The organism is Vibrio sp. DW001, from assembly GCF_029016285.1.
Lineage (GTDB): Bacteria > Pseudomonadota > Gammaproteobacteria > Enterobacterales > Vibrionaceae > Vibrio.
The window spans coordinates 1,474,218-1,488,785 of sequence record NZ_CP091975.1 but is presented as its reverse complement, the minus strand read 5'-3'; the positions used below and the strand labels follow the sequence as shown (position 1 = coordinate 1,488,785).

Genomic DNA, 14,568 nt, shown 5'->3' with positions numbered 1-14,568 from the left:
GTCATTACAACACGTTTTTTATAATTAACACCACAAGCTCACTTGGCCCATGAGCGCCATAGGCGAGAGTTTGTTGAATGTCTGCCGTTTTCGAAGGACCAGAGATCAATAGTGCGTTGGTTGGTATTAAATTCGTCCAGTTCTGCGTGGCCATCACTTCAGAGAAGTTGCTCATGATCATCGACTCTTCAATCACCGCGATATGACATGGTGGCACAAGAGACAAAGTCCTTGGTTCTTCAATGCTTGGCCACAATACCAATGCACCTGTATCCGCAATTCCGGCTAAAACGTGCGTTACACCTACATCCACATTTTCAAATAACTCGGTCTTCCACTGTTCGATAGCCTTATCGAACAGTGTTGTCTCTAATTTATCTAGACCACGAACAAAACTCTGATGATATTCACCCGCGGTACCGATAGCGGCCGTTTTAAACGCCTTATCCGCAACGATACCTTGAATTGTAACGTCTAGTTCACTTTTTAGAATTCGCTTGATCTCTGTATGATTTGCTTCCATGCAAGCAATAAAACGTTCTGTTTTTTCAACCTGAGTAGGTGATTCCACATGACCCCAAGGCTGATATTCCAACGATTCTTTAACCATTGGTGTTACCTGTGCCTGATTTAGCTTTTCCAAGATCCTGTTTCTCGCCGACTGAGAGCTCATTTTCACGTTATCACTGTTCATTTTTGGTCCCTTTTATGCTCTTTCATTCTTTGATGTAATGTTTTTTCAGCCGGTTTAGGTGCCGTTCTACATTGCGTCCAAGGACCCAATTTCTTCGGCATCAGAAAGCGAAATGTCGTCGCCGAACGGGTGCCAAAATGATACATGGTTGGATGCGTTGCCGCATAAGCAAAGCTTTTTATGGCAAGTGCTTCTGTTTTGCTTTTAGCCGATTGTTGTCCTTTAAGTGGAAACGTCCCTTCTTGTTCCGGATTCTTTGCTTCTCGCCTTAAGCGTTGTAGCATCTCAGGAATGGGAATGCGGACAGGACACACCTCACCACACGCTCCACATAGACTAGACGCGGTCACAAGGTCCTTGGTTTTATCTAAACCTAATAGATGTGGCGAAATAATTTTTCCGATCGGCCCCGGATAAACGGTACCATAAGCGTGGCCGCCTATTTTTGTGTAGACAGGACAATGATTCATACAGGCGCCACAACGAATACATTGAAGCGTTTTTCTTAACTCTTCGTCTCGATAAGCCTGAGTTCTCCCGTTGTCTAACAGAACAAGATGAACCTGTTCTGGGCCATCTTTTTCACCTTGCTTTCTCGGAGACGTGATCATATTAAAATAGGTGCTAATAGCCTGCCCAGTAGCCGAGCGAGTTAACGCACTATAAAGCGGAGGCACATCAGATAAAAACTCAACGACCTTTTCTATGCCTGTAATAGCGATATGGACATTAGGCACCGTCGTCGTCATCCGTCCGTTACCTTCATTCTCAACCAAGCACAAGGTTCCCGTTTCTGCCACCGCGAAATTAACACCTGAAAGTCCAATATCCGCATCATGAAATTTACGGCGTAATCGAGTACGCCCCGTTTGAATCAGTTCGTCAACATCAACAGTAGGTGTAAAATTATCTAAGTTTTGTTCGAAGGTATCGCTGACTTCCTGCTTATTTTTGTGGATCGCTGGCATGATGATATGAGAAGGCTTATCACCATCAAGTTGTACGATATACTCTCCCATATCACTTTCTAAACACTCTATACCTAACTTTGCCATCTCATGATTGAGTTCTATCTCTTCACTCACCATCGACTTACCCTTGATGATGAATTTTCCCTGCACACTATTGGCAATGTCTGCAATAATATCGTTGGCTTGCTCTGCGTCTTCTGCCCAATGAACTTGTATGCCATTGTTGATACAATTTCGCTCCAATTGTTCAAGCAATGTCGGCAATTTACTTAAACAGCGCTGCCTTATCGCTTCTGAAAGATCACGAATCGCTTTCTCTTCATCTAAATCCGAAAAGGCCGTTTTTCGCTTGTCTCGCAGGTAATCCATCGCGCCACGAAAGTTGGCACGTAGTTGTTTATCTTGAAGTGCAGCGTGTGCTTGCTGATGAAAATTCTGTGGAGTTTGTGACATTAATTCGCCCCCCCTATTCTTTCGATCAAGAAACTCGCGATGTGTTGTCCACGAATCGCTTTTCCTTGGTATTCATACGCTCCATTAATATTGAGCAAACAACCCCAATCAGCACTCACCAATCTATCTGAGTTCGTCGCTTCTATATGCTTGGTTTTATCCTCAACCATGGACTGACTTATATCTGGATGCCTAACTGAAAAGGTGCCACCAAATCCACAACATTCCTCTTCATAATCTTGCATCTTCAGCTCAACATTCTTTAACTGATCTAATAGTTGGGTCGATGTGACATGCACGTTCATTTCCCGTCTTGCCGCACAAGAGGTGTGCATCACAACGCTGCTTGGTTCTCCTTGATCAATCAACTTTGTCCTGCATACATTGACGAGGAACTCTGTCAGTTCAAATACTCGTTCGCAAAACTGGTTTACCTTTTGTTCTTGTTCATCACCCTTAAACAGGCGGCTATAGTGATGATGCATCATTCCACCACAAGAACCGGACAAAACCACGACTGGATATTGCTCTGGAAACAACGCTATTTGACTCAACGCAACACGCTTCGCTTCTTCATCATAGCCAGAGGTATAAGCTGGCTGTCCGCAACACGTCTGCTTTTCAACAAAGATAACCTCTAACCCCTCTTTTTCCATGAGGCTTATCGCATCTAATCCTGCATCTGGGTCAAACATGTCCACTAGACAAGTGGCATAAAAATAGACTTTATTTGGCTTCATCGGGTAAATACGCATGTACTAATACCTCATTGCATTTGTCTTGAATTAATTATTGTTATGTTCACTTTTTCTACGATAACGCTTTCCTTTTTTACGATATAGAGAAATAATGAAAATAATTATTTCCAAATTAAACATAATGTATGAATGCAGATGATTTATTACTCTTTGCCCAAGTCGTTGAACTCAACAGTTTTAGCAAAGCCGCAGAGAAAAATAACCTTACAAACTCAGTAGTTAGTAAAAGAATCACCCGATTAGAGAAAGAACTTGGCGTCGCTTTATTATACCGTACCACTAGGAAACTGACTCTCACTGAGGCGGGTTCAACCTTGTTAGAACATGCGCAAACTGTGAAACAGGCGGTGTTCGACGGACAAGATGCGCTTTCAGGTTATGGCGAAAAAATCAGCGGCAATATAAAAATGTCTGTTCCTACTATTTCCGGTCAACTTGTTTTAGCCGACACCATCGCAGAATTTTGTAATCTTTATCCCGGCATTAACATAGAGATGAACCTCAACAACCGATTTGTTGACCTTGTTGGAGAAGGCTACGATTTGGTCATACGTACTGGCCATTTGGAAGACTCGAGCTTAATAGCACGGCACATTACTGACTCGCAATGGGTCGTTTGTGCCTCTCCTGAATACATTCAAGCTAAAGGCCGTCCTTTTATTCCGAATGATCTTGTTAAGCATAATTGCCTTAAATATACCTATCAAACAAGTGGTGCGACCGAGTGGGAATTCAAAGACAAAGATGGCGATTATATTGTTACCATTACCGGTAACTTTTCAACCGATGATGCTTCAGCACTCCGCAGAGCTACTCTAGGCGGGCGTGGTATTGCTTACATGCCATCGGTACTAGTCTATGACGACATCGTTGCTGGAAAACTGGTCGATATCTTTCCTGACTTAGTTGCAAAAAGACTAGGCATCTATGCCGTATATCCTTACACCAAACAAGTACCCAAAAAAATACAATTACTCATCGAGCACATTAGAGATAAATATCACTCAATTATCCATGTGTTTTAGATTCTCTTCGCGACCTCTTACACTACTTCCTCACATGATAAAAATTATAGTATAAAGCCCACTTTCTAGTGGGCTTTATTAGATTAATCGATCAGTTTTATGCCCTACGTTACCAATCACATTAATTTTGGGACCAAAATGACATTGGTATTATATCAATTCGATGCCATTGTCTTTCGCAACATCAGCAAAGGTGTCATTCAGAAACTTGACGTTTGTATAGCCTTTTTTCGTTAACAATGTGTAACCAAGTGACGCACGTGCTCCACCAACACAATGTAGAATAACCAACTTGTCTTTCGGTATCTTCATTAAGTTTTGATCAAGTTCACCCAATGGAATATTAATAGAACCTTTCACAGCACCGTGACTAACTTCACCAGCATCGCGGACATCAATAATCATGGCTGTACCTTCTTTGGCCGCCTTCACAAATGCCGTTTCTTCTATTGCACCTTTAGCAAGTTTTTTCTCATAAACCAATTCTGTCACGGCTTTATCTTGTGGTAGTTTCGCAGCCGTCCAACCTTCCATGCCCTCTTTTAAGATAACGACATTTTTAAATTTCCAAAACGTTAATATCTCATAGGCTTCAATGGCTTCATCTGCATCCGCTGTATCTGCAACTATGATGATCGGCGCTTTTTTGTCCCTAAGATTAAAGATAGTACGCTTGTTTGTTGCCACCTTTTCTTTGTTCATTTTATCATGCAATGCAACGAGGTCTTCAGAAGGAAGCGTAACGGCCCCTTTAATCGAAGATGCGGGGTTAGCGCGCACGTCCAAAATAACATGGTGCTTATTTAGGTTCTTTTTAACCCAGTCAGCGTTCACGTGAGAAGGATAAACCTCACCTTTCCATGCAGGAAAACCTTCTACATAGGCTTTTACGTTGGTGTAGCCGTTTTCCATAGCTATCTTAAGAGCCGCAGGACTTAGCGGACAAGTAACACCACCACAGTAGAACACAATCAATGCATCTTTATTTTTAGGTAGCCAATTAAGATTTTCCTTAAGCTTATTAGAGGGCGTCGATTTAGACGTGGGAAGATGGCCTACGTTATAGACATTTGGTGGACGAGCATCACCGATAAATACCGGTGCTCCTTCGTCAAGCAATTCAGATAAAGTGTCGGTATCAATTACCTGTTCTGGTGGTAACTTAACCAGTATTCTTTTAATCTTGGTGGCAATACCGTTTTCGTCTACTGTCGCTTTAAATTTCGTGTTTTTGGTAAGATCTTTAAACGATTCAGCGTCTACTAGCTTAGTTTGATCGGTAAATTTAATGACTGTGACTTCTTTCGTTTTAGGGTTTAGGTATTGAATAACTTTTGCATTGGTAGAAATGGACTGAATTTTACCGACCACTTCTTCGGCCATTAGCGACATTGGCGCTAACAGTAAGGATGTAATAATCAGGGAGTGTTTAAACATTTGGTTCCTCCAAATTGTTATCTGTAATCTAGCGGTTTAAAAGAAAAGACGTGTCTTTCTTAACTTCGACTTCTATCAATAATAATCAAAGAAAAATGGCGACTGTGGTGTGCAATAGATCACTATATTCTAATGTTCTTATTAGCTAAATTCTGTATTTTTGATAGAACACACACTTAATGTGGTTTACCCGAATAGATAAAGGCCGTTTATCACTAAACGGCCTTTAATCTTAATATTTGTATCTTAGCAACAACCTAATATCTTCAGCTTCTTCTACTGGGTTCATACCGTAAGACATGGCAGTCTGCATGTCGTATGGTGCAGACGCGCTGCCAAAAAATCCGTTGCTTCCACTGTAGTCATATTTGATCTTGGTGTACCTGATTTGCGCTACCCAAGCATCGTCAATAATAGGCAGATTGTAATAGAACTCGATTGCATCACCTCTTGCCGCAAGCTTTGACCCAATAACCGTATCTTCACCATAAGTGAATGAACGCCAGTACTCAGACCCATGGTTGAACTCGACTCCAAAGGAGTCATCTTCCATAAAGCCGGGAACGTTAACGCCTAACCAATACGAGTAGCCTGTCTCTTTCTCTGCGGAACCTAACATCGCCATGCCTGAAGAAGGATCGGTCTGAGATACCGCATAAGAAGCAAAAATACGAGTATTGTCTAGGAAATCATTAACCAATTCACCGATGCCGTTCATTTCAAAGGAAACAGTCGCGTTATTTAGATTACCAAAATCGTAAAACGTTGGCGCCTCGCCCATTCCGATTTTTTGTGCGTCATAGCCAATCAAGTTGGACGCCGTATAAACCATCGCTTTTAGATCATATTGGCCGTCATCGTATGGGGTGAAAATGAAACCGACGAAATCGATGTTATCTGTTGCATCTTCGCTCGTAGCATAATCGGTGCCAGACATTGTGAAACGTGTCGTGGTATTCGATAATCCTCGTCCTGCACATAACTTGATTGCCGCTCCAGGGATACCGGTTAACTCGTCCCATTTAGTATTGAGACTAAGTCCATCAAATTCAACATTTATAGAATGGCCCAATGGAGATTGTGCTTCATCAAACCCTTCACGACGATTCACTAGAAAACCATCTGTTGAAGGCCTTCTCCCTAAACTAAATGACCATCCCATGTCGTCTATTCCCATAAACTGTTCACCTAAATAGAGGAAGTAAGCTTGACGCACATTTAACGAGTTATCATTCGTCGGGTTTTCATTAACGACCCAGTCAAAATCAGCGTAACCACTTTGCGTAAAGGATTCGCCAAACGCTTTGTTATAGGATAATTGACCAATGAACGACAGATTATCGTTGTATTGGTAGCCCATGTTGATCCATAACCTGTTGGTTAAAAGATCGCTGTTTTTTGCGGTGCTACCATCCGCCATTTTGTACTCAATTGAGTCCATAGTGACGCGATAATCAACACCAAACTTGAGATTTTGACCTGCATTCTCAATTTTCATTTCTCGAACTTGAGCTTTTAGCTCATCAATTTGTACCTGAAGATCCTCTTCAGCCTGAACGCAGGGTGCAAGAACCAGCATCACCGCCGCTGAAAGTGGTAATAGTTTCATAATATTATTCTCATATTTATTTGGTAGGAACTGAATGCACTAAGATTATTTTGTTAAGCCGTTCTCCACCATAAAGCGCATTCAATGACACATTATGAATAAATTTATATCGTTATCTTTTTTATGATTGCTAAATCTAATCAGTTGCAGCTAGCGAGTTCTCCACTATCTGCCGCGTATTTGATAGCAAAATCAGCAATATGCGGTGCGATTTTTTGAAAATCTTCGCTGGCTAAAAACTCAGCGGATTCTGGATGTTTTTTGCTATATGTCTTGATAAACCTCTTCGCGTCTTTTTTGAAATAACGCTTCCATTCCACTTTTAAATGTTGCTCCGCAAAATCCTGTCCGTTATAGCTAAAATAGGGACGCAAATATTTTAAGTAATATTGTTGTCCCTTGGCTGCATCAGCAAATGCACCAAATGACATCATTGAGACTAACAGACCCAAAATTATTTTTTTCATGGTAAAACCCTCTGCTTTTTTATTTTAAAATTCTTTATTACTCTATAATTACTCTTTTCCCGACAACATCGCTTTCATATGGCTTGATAGCTTTTGACCAAGTGTAATCAAATACAAATGCACAACGAGGAAAGCGATAACCGAATAAGCACAAAACGTGTGGATTACCGCCACTGTGTCTATGTGGTCGATAAATCCTGCGGCACGCAGTTCAGGGAAGAAAAAGAAAATCAGTCCCGTGACTATCTGCATCGGTATCAGGACAAATAGCACACCCAGATAAGCCATTCTTTGTAGTGGATTAAATTTATTTTCCGGTGACATATGATGAGGATGTGGTTCACCAACAAACACACCATATAAGTAGAATCGCAAGACTCCGTCGATTCCTTTCATATCCGGTACAAATTGCTTCCACTCGCCAGTAGTAAATACCCAAGTAAAGATAAGCATGACAAGCGCAGCCCAGATAAATCCCGCAAAGTGGTGAAAATGTGAACTCTTTCCAAACCCTAATAGATCGATAGTTCCGTGAAGCTCTAGACCGGTCACAATCAACAACAATACTAATGCCGCTTGACCCCAATGCCAGAAGCGTTCAAACCGTTTAAATATTACAACTGTTTTGTTCATCATAAATTCCTGTAATAGTTACTTCTGATTAGTCTGTTGTTTACGGCGACGAATAGTGAGTATTCTTCCTAGCGCGTGTAAAATTACACCCGCTAGCCCACCCCAAATTGCAATAGCTCCAAACCATTCGACTAGAGTATTGCTGTCGCGGCCGACAAGATAAAAATCATTCAGTCCATTCAGTCGACTTTCGTTGCTGTGGCAAGCTGAACATTTCACGGCTTGATCCGCTGGCGCAACCATGTGTTTGATAGGCCAATATCCGTTGGTTTCGACAAAGTCGTAATTGCCGCTGAATTCGAGATGGTTCAGTTTTGCGCCGGCCTCGAGTGCCTTATCCCAATCCAGTGTCGTCCAAAGTGCGCCCGATGATGCTTTACCGTAAAGTTTAATCGGCAAGATTCTGTTCAGTTCGGTATCGTAAGGTTGATTACCTTTGTGGATCTTAAATGGCCAGATACGTGCTTCAGGATCGTCATAACTACCAGAAGGCGGATTGATATCGATAGGCGCATTATTAGGGTCGATGGTATCGAGTAGCGTCATCTGCTTAAGCTCACCTTTGTACCAACGGTATTCAGGAACGACATTTTTACCCCACGTAAATGTTCCTTTTTTACTCATATAAGAGTGGTTTTCTACGCCATCAAAAACCTGATCTTCTACATAGGGCTTACCGTCTTTTGTTTTTCCTGCTGTCGACCAATCCCACGAAAGTTTGGTTAAGTAAGCTCCACGAGCCATCTCTGGTATATGACACGAAGTACACGCCACTTTCGCTGTATGATTGTCAATATCTCTATCTTGGTGCGGCGTTGCGCTATGACATGATTCACAAGAGACGTTGTTTCCGTCTCGGTCTTCGCGCCCCATATTGAGGTCATGATCCACAAAGGCTTTGCGGTCATTGTAGCGACCTGAAATCTTATGGTCGCTTGTGGTATGGCAATCCTGACATGCAAAGTCGAGTTTCTCTGGGCTCATATGTACATCTAATGCAAATTCAGGTTGAACGAGAGACATATCAGTATCGCCGTGTTTAACGCCGTTACCACCGCCACCGTTCGCATGACATGCTAAGCAATTTTCTCGTTCTGGATTACCCACATGCGTCGCCACATAAGACAGGTCTACCGCTTTTTGCAACTTGCCACCAATTATTTGGTCTTCATAATATGGATGACCCGATGATGCCGCTGATTTTTTGTAGGTACCGGTTGTATCATGGCACACAAGGCAATCAACGTTCTCTTCTGCTTCTAAATCAAAATCTTCATTACGCCATCCAAAACCGATGTGACATTGCGTACAACTTTCGTTTCCTTTTGCCGATACACAATAGTTATTAAAGCCATTCTGAGCCTTACCGACTTTTACACCATCAACCTCTTTGGACCAAGTCCAGTGAAATGTCTGGTGTAGTTGTTTAGACGCTTCGGTATGACATTCTAAGCACGCCTCGGTCACGTCAGGAGCGTAATCAAACTCTTGTTTTAGCACGTCGAACGTAGAGTGATCTGCCGTGCTCGTTATCGAGCTTATTTCTCGTTTTTGCGTTGTGCTCTCCGTTACCCCTGATGCCATGGATAAACCAGCCCAAGAATAGAGTACGACCACTAGCATTATTAATTTTTTCATTTAAAACGTTACCTCTTGGCCAGCATATTCCCATTTAATAGAACAGTTTGGGCTTTAATCCTTAATGACTAATATAGTGTTATATGTAATTCTAATGTTAATGGTTTGAAACCGTCGTTTATATCAACTAATGACCAAAGTAAACAAATTGAACACTAAACAATAAGAAGAAACTAAAACACTTAAAGCTTATATATGTATTACTAATATAATACTAAAGTCCATAACTTATCCATGGTTTTTTAAAAGTTCAGCGAAACCTTATAACTAGATCACATACTGTGGAGATAATTCTCATTTTCAGAAATTGATCCCTATCAATAATTCTCTATTTATTCATTAATAACAACTACTTATAATAACAACATTGTTATTGGCATATGCTAGTAAAGTGCATCGATAATCCAAAGGTAGTAGACGAATAGAGGTCCATTTAAACCCGAATCTTGGTCAATTTTCCGCATGATTTGTTATCCTAAATACCGTTTTGCCCGCCATTGTCAATCGTGCCATTTCTCTTCTCATTTTTTAGTTATGACTCCATTCACTTTCTATTCATTTAGTCTCAGATATACTTAAAGAAATTTACTGAGCCGAAGACGTTATGCCCAAACCTAAAGTACTCAACTTATTATTGATATCGCTACTTTCTTGCTCTGTTTCTGCTTCTGATTCAGAGGAAAACGGCCATATGTTGGTTCAAGATGAATTTCGTAATGGCACCAGTATCGAATTCGATGAAGATCAAGATGAGGTATATGATGCGGTTAAGAGAGGGTTGATTAAGCCTTTTTCCGAGTTATATAGCGCTGTAGATCAGCAGTTAAACGGCAGATTGATAAAGGTTGAACTCGATGAAGACGACGATGAGTGGGTTTACGAATTAAAAATAATTCACGAAGAAAATGTCTTTAAGGTCGAGTACAACGCGACAACGCTTGAAATAGTAGAGATAAAAGGCCGTAACTTACTGAACGTCATCAAGAAATAGAGCCATCATATGAAAATTTTAGTTGTCGAAGATAGCCCACAGTTAGGTGAACAAATTGTTTCAACTCTCGAATGCGCAGGATGGGTAGCAGAGTTGGCGCAAGATGGCATTGATGCATTGTATCGAAGTACATCAGAAGTTTGGGACGCAATAGTACTTGACCTAGGTTTGCCCAAATTAGATGGTCTCACTGTTTTAAAAGGGATACGAGATGAAAATATCAACACCCCTATCATCATCCTCAGCGCAAGAAACAGCTTATCGCACCGTGTTGAAGGCCTTAATGCTGGCGCAGATGACTACTTAACAAAGCCGTTCGAGATGGTTGAACTGGTGGCTAGGGTTCGAGCTCAGTTTCGTCGCTCTTCAGGCCAAGCCTCACCTATTCTTCAGATCGGTGATCTGAGCCTCGATACCCGGTCATCAAAGGTAATGTGGCTCAGTCAGGCTGTCGAATTAACGGCCCTTGAGTACAAGGTTGTTGCTTATTTTATGCACAACCGTGAAAAAGTAATCTCTCGTACCGAGCTCGTTGAACATATCTACAAACAAGATTTTGACCGTGACTCCAATACTATTGAGGTGTTTGTCGGACGTATACGCAAAAAGATTGCACCAGACATTATCAAAACGGTTCGTGGGTTGGGATATCAACTCAATGCAAAGTAAGTTGTTCAACTTTAAACGCTTAAGCATTCGAGGCCGGCTCGTTTTAGCCGCTTGCTTTTGGCTAGGTGGAATGGTTGTATCCGCTGGTGTTGTAATACCCAAATTGATTAATGATTACCTCCGTACTGAGGTGATTTCTCAGCTGGATTTGGCTATGGACGAAATTGCCGGCAATCTGACAGTCAACAGCAGTGGCCAACTCACACTTACAGACAGTTTATCAGACCCTAGATTTAAACAACCATACAGTGGCGTCTATTGGAATGTAACTGGTTTTAGTCATACGCTACGTTCTCGATCTCTGTGGGACAAAAATATAGAATCAAGGGACAATCAACACTCTTTTGAACTGTTTGGCGCCAAAGGCGAAAAACTACTCTTTATTTCTAAAACAATCTATATACCTGACATAACCGAGCCATTGAACGTAATTGTGGGGGTAGATCAAAATCCACTTGATGATACGCTAGAAATGGTTATCGGCCAGCTTTGGTTAATTTTGTTGCTTCTTTTTTTCGGCATTCTTATTTTTATTTTACTTCAGGTTTCTTGGTCGTTACGACCATTAAACAAACTCCATAACGAGCTGAAGTCTCTAGAAAAAGGTAAGATCGACACCATTACGGGTGACTATCCTGCCGAAGTTTCACCATTAATTACTGACCTCAATGCACTACTCTTTCACTACCAAGAATTACTGCATAGAGCACGAAATCATGCCGGTAATCTTTCTCATTCGATCAAAACACCTTTATCAGTATTAAATAATCAAGTTGCCGAATTATCCGATCCGTCACGTGAAGATTTAATGCACTCGATAAAGCAGGTTCAATCGCAGATCGATTATCATCTCAGTAAGGCACGAATGGCTGGTTCGATGAACATCTTGTCAGTCAAATCAAATCCTTCTGAACGCATAGACGCAATATCGAGCGCATTTGATAAAGTATATTCGTCTCGTAATCTAGTACTAGTGAATGAACTAGACCATGACTTCGAGGTGGCTATTGAACAAACCGATCTCGATGAAATATTAGGTAACGTGGTTGAGAATGCGTACAAATGGGCCAATACGCTTATACGTGTTCACGCGGTTGTAGAGCAAGACTCTCTGACACTTTTTATTGATGATGACGGAATAGGCATTGCTCATGATCAACTCAATGACATTATAAAAAGGGGTTATAGGTTAGATGAATCAACGGCAGGGTCCGGTTTAGGCCTCAACATTGTTTCTGAAATGGTCCATAGTTACCGCGGGGATCTGTCGTTTGATAGAAGTAATCTTGGTGGGCTGAGGGTCATACTCAAGCTAGCCCTTGCCGCATAAAAAGTCAGTCAAAGCCACCGACAAAATACCCACAAGAACCTCTTCCTCTTAGAAGAGGGAAATAACAATACGCCTGCGAATAAAGTGCCAAACTTTATAAAGTCACTCCAGCAGCAGGCATTTCGTTACCATGAACAAGAATATTATAGTATCTGAATCTGTTCAGCTTCAATCTCTGGCGTGCTTCCACCTTCAAACTCACCATATATCCGCAATTTAGTTTCCGCAGTAATAGGGCCGGCTAGATTAATGTCATCATCCAGTTCCACTTCTATCTCTGCTTCCCCATCTGAAAAAATATACGTATCTTTTCGCGTCTGTCGTATCAAGTAGCCTTCAACAATGACATCTTTTTCTGTGAACATACTTGAATCACTTAATAAGGATTTTACCGATGTCAGGTCGACCGGACCATTGAAGTTAATCATTTTATTTTGATGGTCGTTGCCTGCCATTACGATTGCTGGCATTAGAATTAGCGAAGCCGCTACGGTTACAATTGTCTTTTTCATTTTATTTCCTCAGTTCACTTTCTGTTTTGATGGTGTTATTAAAACACGTTGATATTGAACCGAGGCTGAGTGATTCATTCATTTTGAGTTCATTGCGAAAAATGTCGAAGACGTGTCTGCACCTACCTATCCACTTATATTCCCAGTATTAACAAAAAAACCTCCTGAGATACGCTCTCAAAAGGTTTTTTTTATTTGAAATCTAGACGATTAGGCGATCGATGCTTCAAGTATTGTACGACTTTCTTCAAGCGTAATTGCTCGATGTTCACCAAGTGCAACCATACCGTGCGCTTCAAGGTTCGCAAGAACACTTTGAATAGTGGTTGCTTTATCTGATCCATGCTCAGACAGTTGCGTCGCGACATCTAAGCTGTGATAGAACGCTTCAATTGCTTCTATCGTTCTTTCCGCTAAATCGCTGCCTGCTTCAAGAGCGAACACATTTGTGCCCATTTGCTCCAGTTTTGCTCGTTTTACTTCAATCTGATTGCGGTACAATGCAGGTTGAATGATAGCAAGTGAACGAGCGTGATCAACGCCATATAACGCGGTTAGTTCATGGCCAATCATATGCGTTGCCCAATCCTGATCCACACCAGCACCGATTAAACCTGATAGTGCCTGATTTGCTGTCCACATTAGGTTACTACGCCAACCATCATTGTCACGATTGTCATAGTCTTTCGCTAAGGTCATTAGGTTGCGTAAAAGCACTTCTGAGTAACCATCTTGAACCATTGCACCTTCTTTTTGCGTCGATACATACAGCTCACACGTATGTACCCACGCGTCTACCAATCCATTTCTCAGTTGGCGTTCAGGGAGTGACTTCATGGTATCTGGGTCTAATACCGCAAAAATAGGCTGAACCGCTGGCGAACCAAACGGAAGTTTCGTTTTGGTCGCCGCTTTAGTTAATACTGCGCCGGCGTTCGATTCTGAACCTGTTGCAGGGAGGGTTAATACCGCAGCAAGAGGTACCGCTTCTGTAACTTTATGCTTACCTATTAGGATATCCCAACCATCACCATCATATTTCGCCGCAGCAACGGCGTATTTAGAACCATCAATAACCGAGCCCCCGCCAACAGCGAGAACGAAATCTATTGCCTGTTCTTTAATAATTGCAACAGCTTTGTCCATCGTTTCTACTGTTGGGTTAGGCTCAACACCTGAAAACTCTTGCCACTGGTGCTCAGACAATGCCGCCACAACTTGATCATAAACGCCATTGCTCTTAATCGAGCCGCCGCCGTAGATAACCAATACCTTTTTATCTGTTGGTATCTGTTGTTTTATTGCGGCTATCTGACCCTGGCCAAACATTATTGTTGTTGAGTTCCCATAGGTAAATTCCATGACTTTCTCCATCGTTTAA

The 14,568-nt window shown here is 41.6% G+C and carries 14 protein-coding genes; 4 read left to right on the top strand and 10 right to left on the bottom strand.

Annotated features, from left to right (window positions below):
• Positions 1-4: 4 nt before the first annotated feature.
• Genes L3V77_RS07055 through L3V77_RS07045 form a run of 3 tightly spaced genes read right to left on the bottom strand, consistent with a single transcriptional unit; the run spans position 5 to position 2,873 of the window.
• Complete coding sequence (locus tag L3V77_RS07055; RefSeq protein WP_275136368.1) at positions 5-694, bottom strand: lactate utilization protein C; 690 nt, start codon at positions 692-694, stop codon at positions 5-7.
• Positions 691-2,118, bottom strand: a complete 1,428-nt coding sequence (locus L3V77_RS07050; RefSeq protein ID WP_275136367.1) for a LutB/LldF family L-lactate oxidation iron-sulfur protein — start codon at positions 2,116-2,118, stop codon at positions 691-693. The genes L3V77_RS07055 and L3V77_RS07050 overlap by 4 nt, the downstream gene beginning before the upstream one ends.
• Positions 2,118-2,873, bottom strand: coding sequence for a (Fe-S)-binding protein (locus L3V77_RS07045; RefSeq protein ID WP_275136366.1), 756 nt, complete (start codon positions 2,871-2,873; stop codon positions 2,118-2,120). Before L3V77_RS07045 ends, L3V77_RS07050 begins: the two co-directional genes overlap by 1 nt.
• Before the next feature lie 128 nt (positions 2,874-3,001).
• Between L3V77_RS07045 and L3V77_RS07040 the strand changes: the two genes are divergently transcribed.
• Positions 3,002-3,901 carry a LysR family transcriptional regulator gene (locus L3V77_RS07040; RefSeq protein ID WP_275136365.1) on the top strand — a complete coding sequence of 300 codons (900 nt, stop codon included), beginning with the start codon at positions 3,002-3,004 and terminating at the stop codon, positions 3,899-3,901.
• A gap of 150 nt (positions 3,902-4,051) precedes the next feature.
• Here L3V77_RS07040 and L3V77_RS07035 read toward each other — a convergent pair whose 3' ends face one another.
• The 5 genes from L3V77_RS07035 to L3V77_RS07015 form a co-directional block, all read right to left on the bottom strand.
• A complete protein-coding gene (locus tag L3V77_RS07035; protein WP_275136364.1) occupies positions 4,052-5,338 on the bottom strand; it encodes a rhodanese-like domain-containing protein in 1,287 nt (428 codons plus the stop codon).
• Positions 5,339-5,570: 232 nt separating this feature from the next.
• Positions 5,571-6,947 carry a DUF3373 family protein gene (locus L3V77_RS07030; protein ID WP_275136363.1) on the bottom strand — a complete coding sequence of 459 codons (1,377 nt, stop codon included), beginning with the start codon at positions 6,945-6,947 and terminating at the stop codon, positions 5,571-5,573.
• Positions 6,948-7,087: 140 nt separating this feature from the next.
• Entirely contained in the window at positions 7,088-7,414 is a 327-nt protein-coding gene (locus L3V77_RS07025) for a hypothetical protein (RefSeq protein WP_195703026.1), read from the bottom strand.
• Between the two features lie 48 nt (positions 7,415-7,462).
• On the bottom strand, positions 7,463-8,050 hold the full coding sequence (locus tag L3V77_RS07020) for a cytochrome b/b6 domain-containing protein (RefSeq protein WP_275136362.1): 588 nt from the start codon (positions 8,048-8,050) through the stop codon (positions 7,463-7,465).
• Between the two features lie 15 nt (positions 8,051-8,065).
• Positions 8,066-9,685 (bottom strand): tetrathionate reductase family octaheme c-type cytochrome, encoded by a 1,620-nt coding sequence (locus tag L3V77_RS07015; RefSeq protein ID WP_275136361.1) that lies wholly within the window; start codon positions 9,683-9,685, stop codon positions 8,066-8,068.
• Between the two features lie 604 nt (positions 9,686-10,289).
• On the opposite strand from L3V77_RS07015, the gene L3V77_RS07010 reads away from it, so the two are divergent.
• Genes L3V77_RS07010 through L3V77_RS07000 form a run of 3 tightly spaced genes read left to right on the top strand, consistent with a single transcriptional unit; the run spans position 10,290 to position 12,675 of the window.
• Positions 10,290-10,676 (top strand): PepSY domain-containing protein, encoded by a 387-nt coding sequence (locus L3V77_RS07010; RefSeq protein WP_275136360.1) that lies wholly within the window; start codon positions 10,290-10,292, stop codon positions 10,674-10,676.
• A 9-nt stretch (positions 10,677-10,685) separates the two neighbouring features.
• Positions 10,686-11,345 (top strand): response regulator transcription factor, encoded by a 660-nt coding sequence (locus L3V77_RS07005; protein WP_275136359.1) that lies wholly within the window; start codon positions 10,686-10,688, stop codon positions 11,343-11,345.
• Positions 11,335-12,675, top strand: coding sequence for an ATP-binding protein (locus L3V77_RS07000; protein WP_275136358.1), 1,341 nt, complete (start codon positions 11,335-11,337; stop codon positions 12,673-12,675). Before L3V77_RS07005 ends, L3V77_RS07000 begins: the two co-directional genes overlap by 11 nt.
• Before the next feature lie 143 nt (positions 12,676-12,818).
• On the opposite strand, the gene L3V77_RS06995 is transcribed toward L3V77_RS07000, so the two are convergent.
• On the bottom strand, positions 12,819-13,187 hold the full coding sequence (locus tag L3V77_RS06995) for a NirD/YgiW/YdeI family stress tolerance protein (protein WP_275136357.1): 369 nt from the start codon (positions 13,185-13,187) through the stop codon (positions 12,819-12,821).
• A 210-nt stretch (positions 13,188-13,397) separates the two neighbouring features.
• Entirely contained in the window at positions 13,398-14,549 is a 1,152-nt protein-coding gene (locus L3V77_RS06990; protein WP_275136356.1) for an iron-containing alcohol dehydrogenase, read from the bottom strand.
• Positions 14,550-14,568: the final 19 nt, after the last annotated feature.

Bases quoted from the DNA above. Each gene is read 5' to 3' on its own strand.
- L3V77_RS07055 (WP_275136368.1), bottom strand. From the start codon at position 694: ATGAACAGTGATAACGTGAAAATGAGCTCTCAGTCGGCGAGAAACAGG.
- L3V77_RS07050 (WP_275136367.1), bottom strand. From the start codon at position 2,118: ATGTCACAAACTCCACAGAATTTTCATCAGCAAGCACACGCTGCACTT.
- L3V77_RS07045 (WP_275136366.1), bottom strand. From the start codon at position 2,873: ATGCGTATTTACCCGATGAAGCCAAATAAAGTCTATTTTTATGCCACT.
- L3V77_RS07040 (WP_275136365.1), top strand. From the start codon at position 3,002: ATGAATGCAGATGATTTATTACTCTTTGCCCAAGTCGTTGAACTCAAC.
- L3V77_RS07035 (WP_275136364.1), bottom strand. From the start codon at position 5,338: ATGTTTAAACACTCCCTGATTATTACATCCTTACTGTTAGCGCCAATG.
- L3V77_RS07030 (WP_275136363.1), bottom strand. From the start codon at position 6,947: ATGAAACTATTACCACTTTCAGCGGCGGTGATGCTGGTTCTTGCACCC.
- L3V77_RS07025 (WP_195703026.1), bottom strand. From the start codon at position 7,414: ATGAAAAAAATAATTTTGGGTCTGTTAGTCTCAATGATGTCATTTGGT.
- L3V77_RS07020 (WP_275136362.1), bottom strand. From the start codon at position 8,050: ATGATGAACAAAACAGTTGTAATATTTAAACGGTTTGAACGCTTCTGG.
- L3V77_RS07015 (WP_275136361.1), bottom strand. From the start codon at position 9,685: ATGAAAAAATTAATAATGCTAGTGGTCGTACTCTATTCTTGGGCTGGT.
- L3V77_RS07010 (WP_275136360.1), top strand. From the start codon at position 10,290: ATGCCCAAACCTAAAGTACTCAACTTATTATTGATATCGCTACTTTCT.
- L3V77_RS07005 (WP_275136359.1), top strand. From the start codon at position 10,686: ATGAAAATTTTAGTTGTCGAAGATAGCCCACAGTTAGGTGAACAAATT.
- L3V77_RS07000 (WP_275136358.1), top strand. From the start codon at position 11,335: ATGCAAAGTAAGTTGTTCAACTTTAAACGCTTAAGCATTCGAGGCCGG.
- L3V77_RS06995 (WP_275136357.1), bottom strand. From the start codon at position 13,187: ATGAAAAAGACAATTGTAACCGTAGCGGCTTCGCTAATTCTAATGCCA.
- L3V77_RS06990 (WP_275136356.1), bottom strand. From the start codon at position 14,549: ATGGAATTTACCTATGGGAACTCAACAACAATAATGTTTGGCCAGGGT.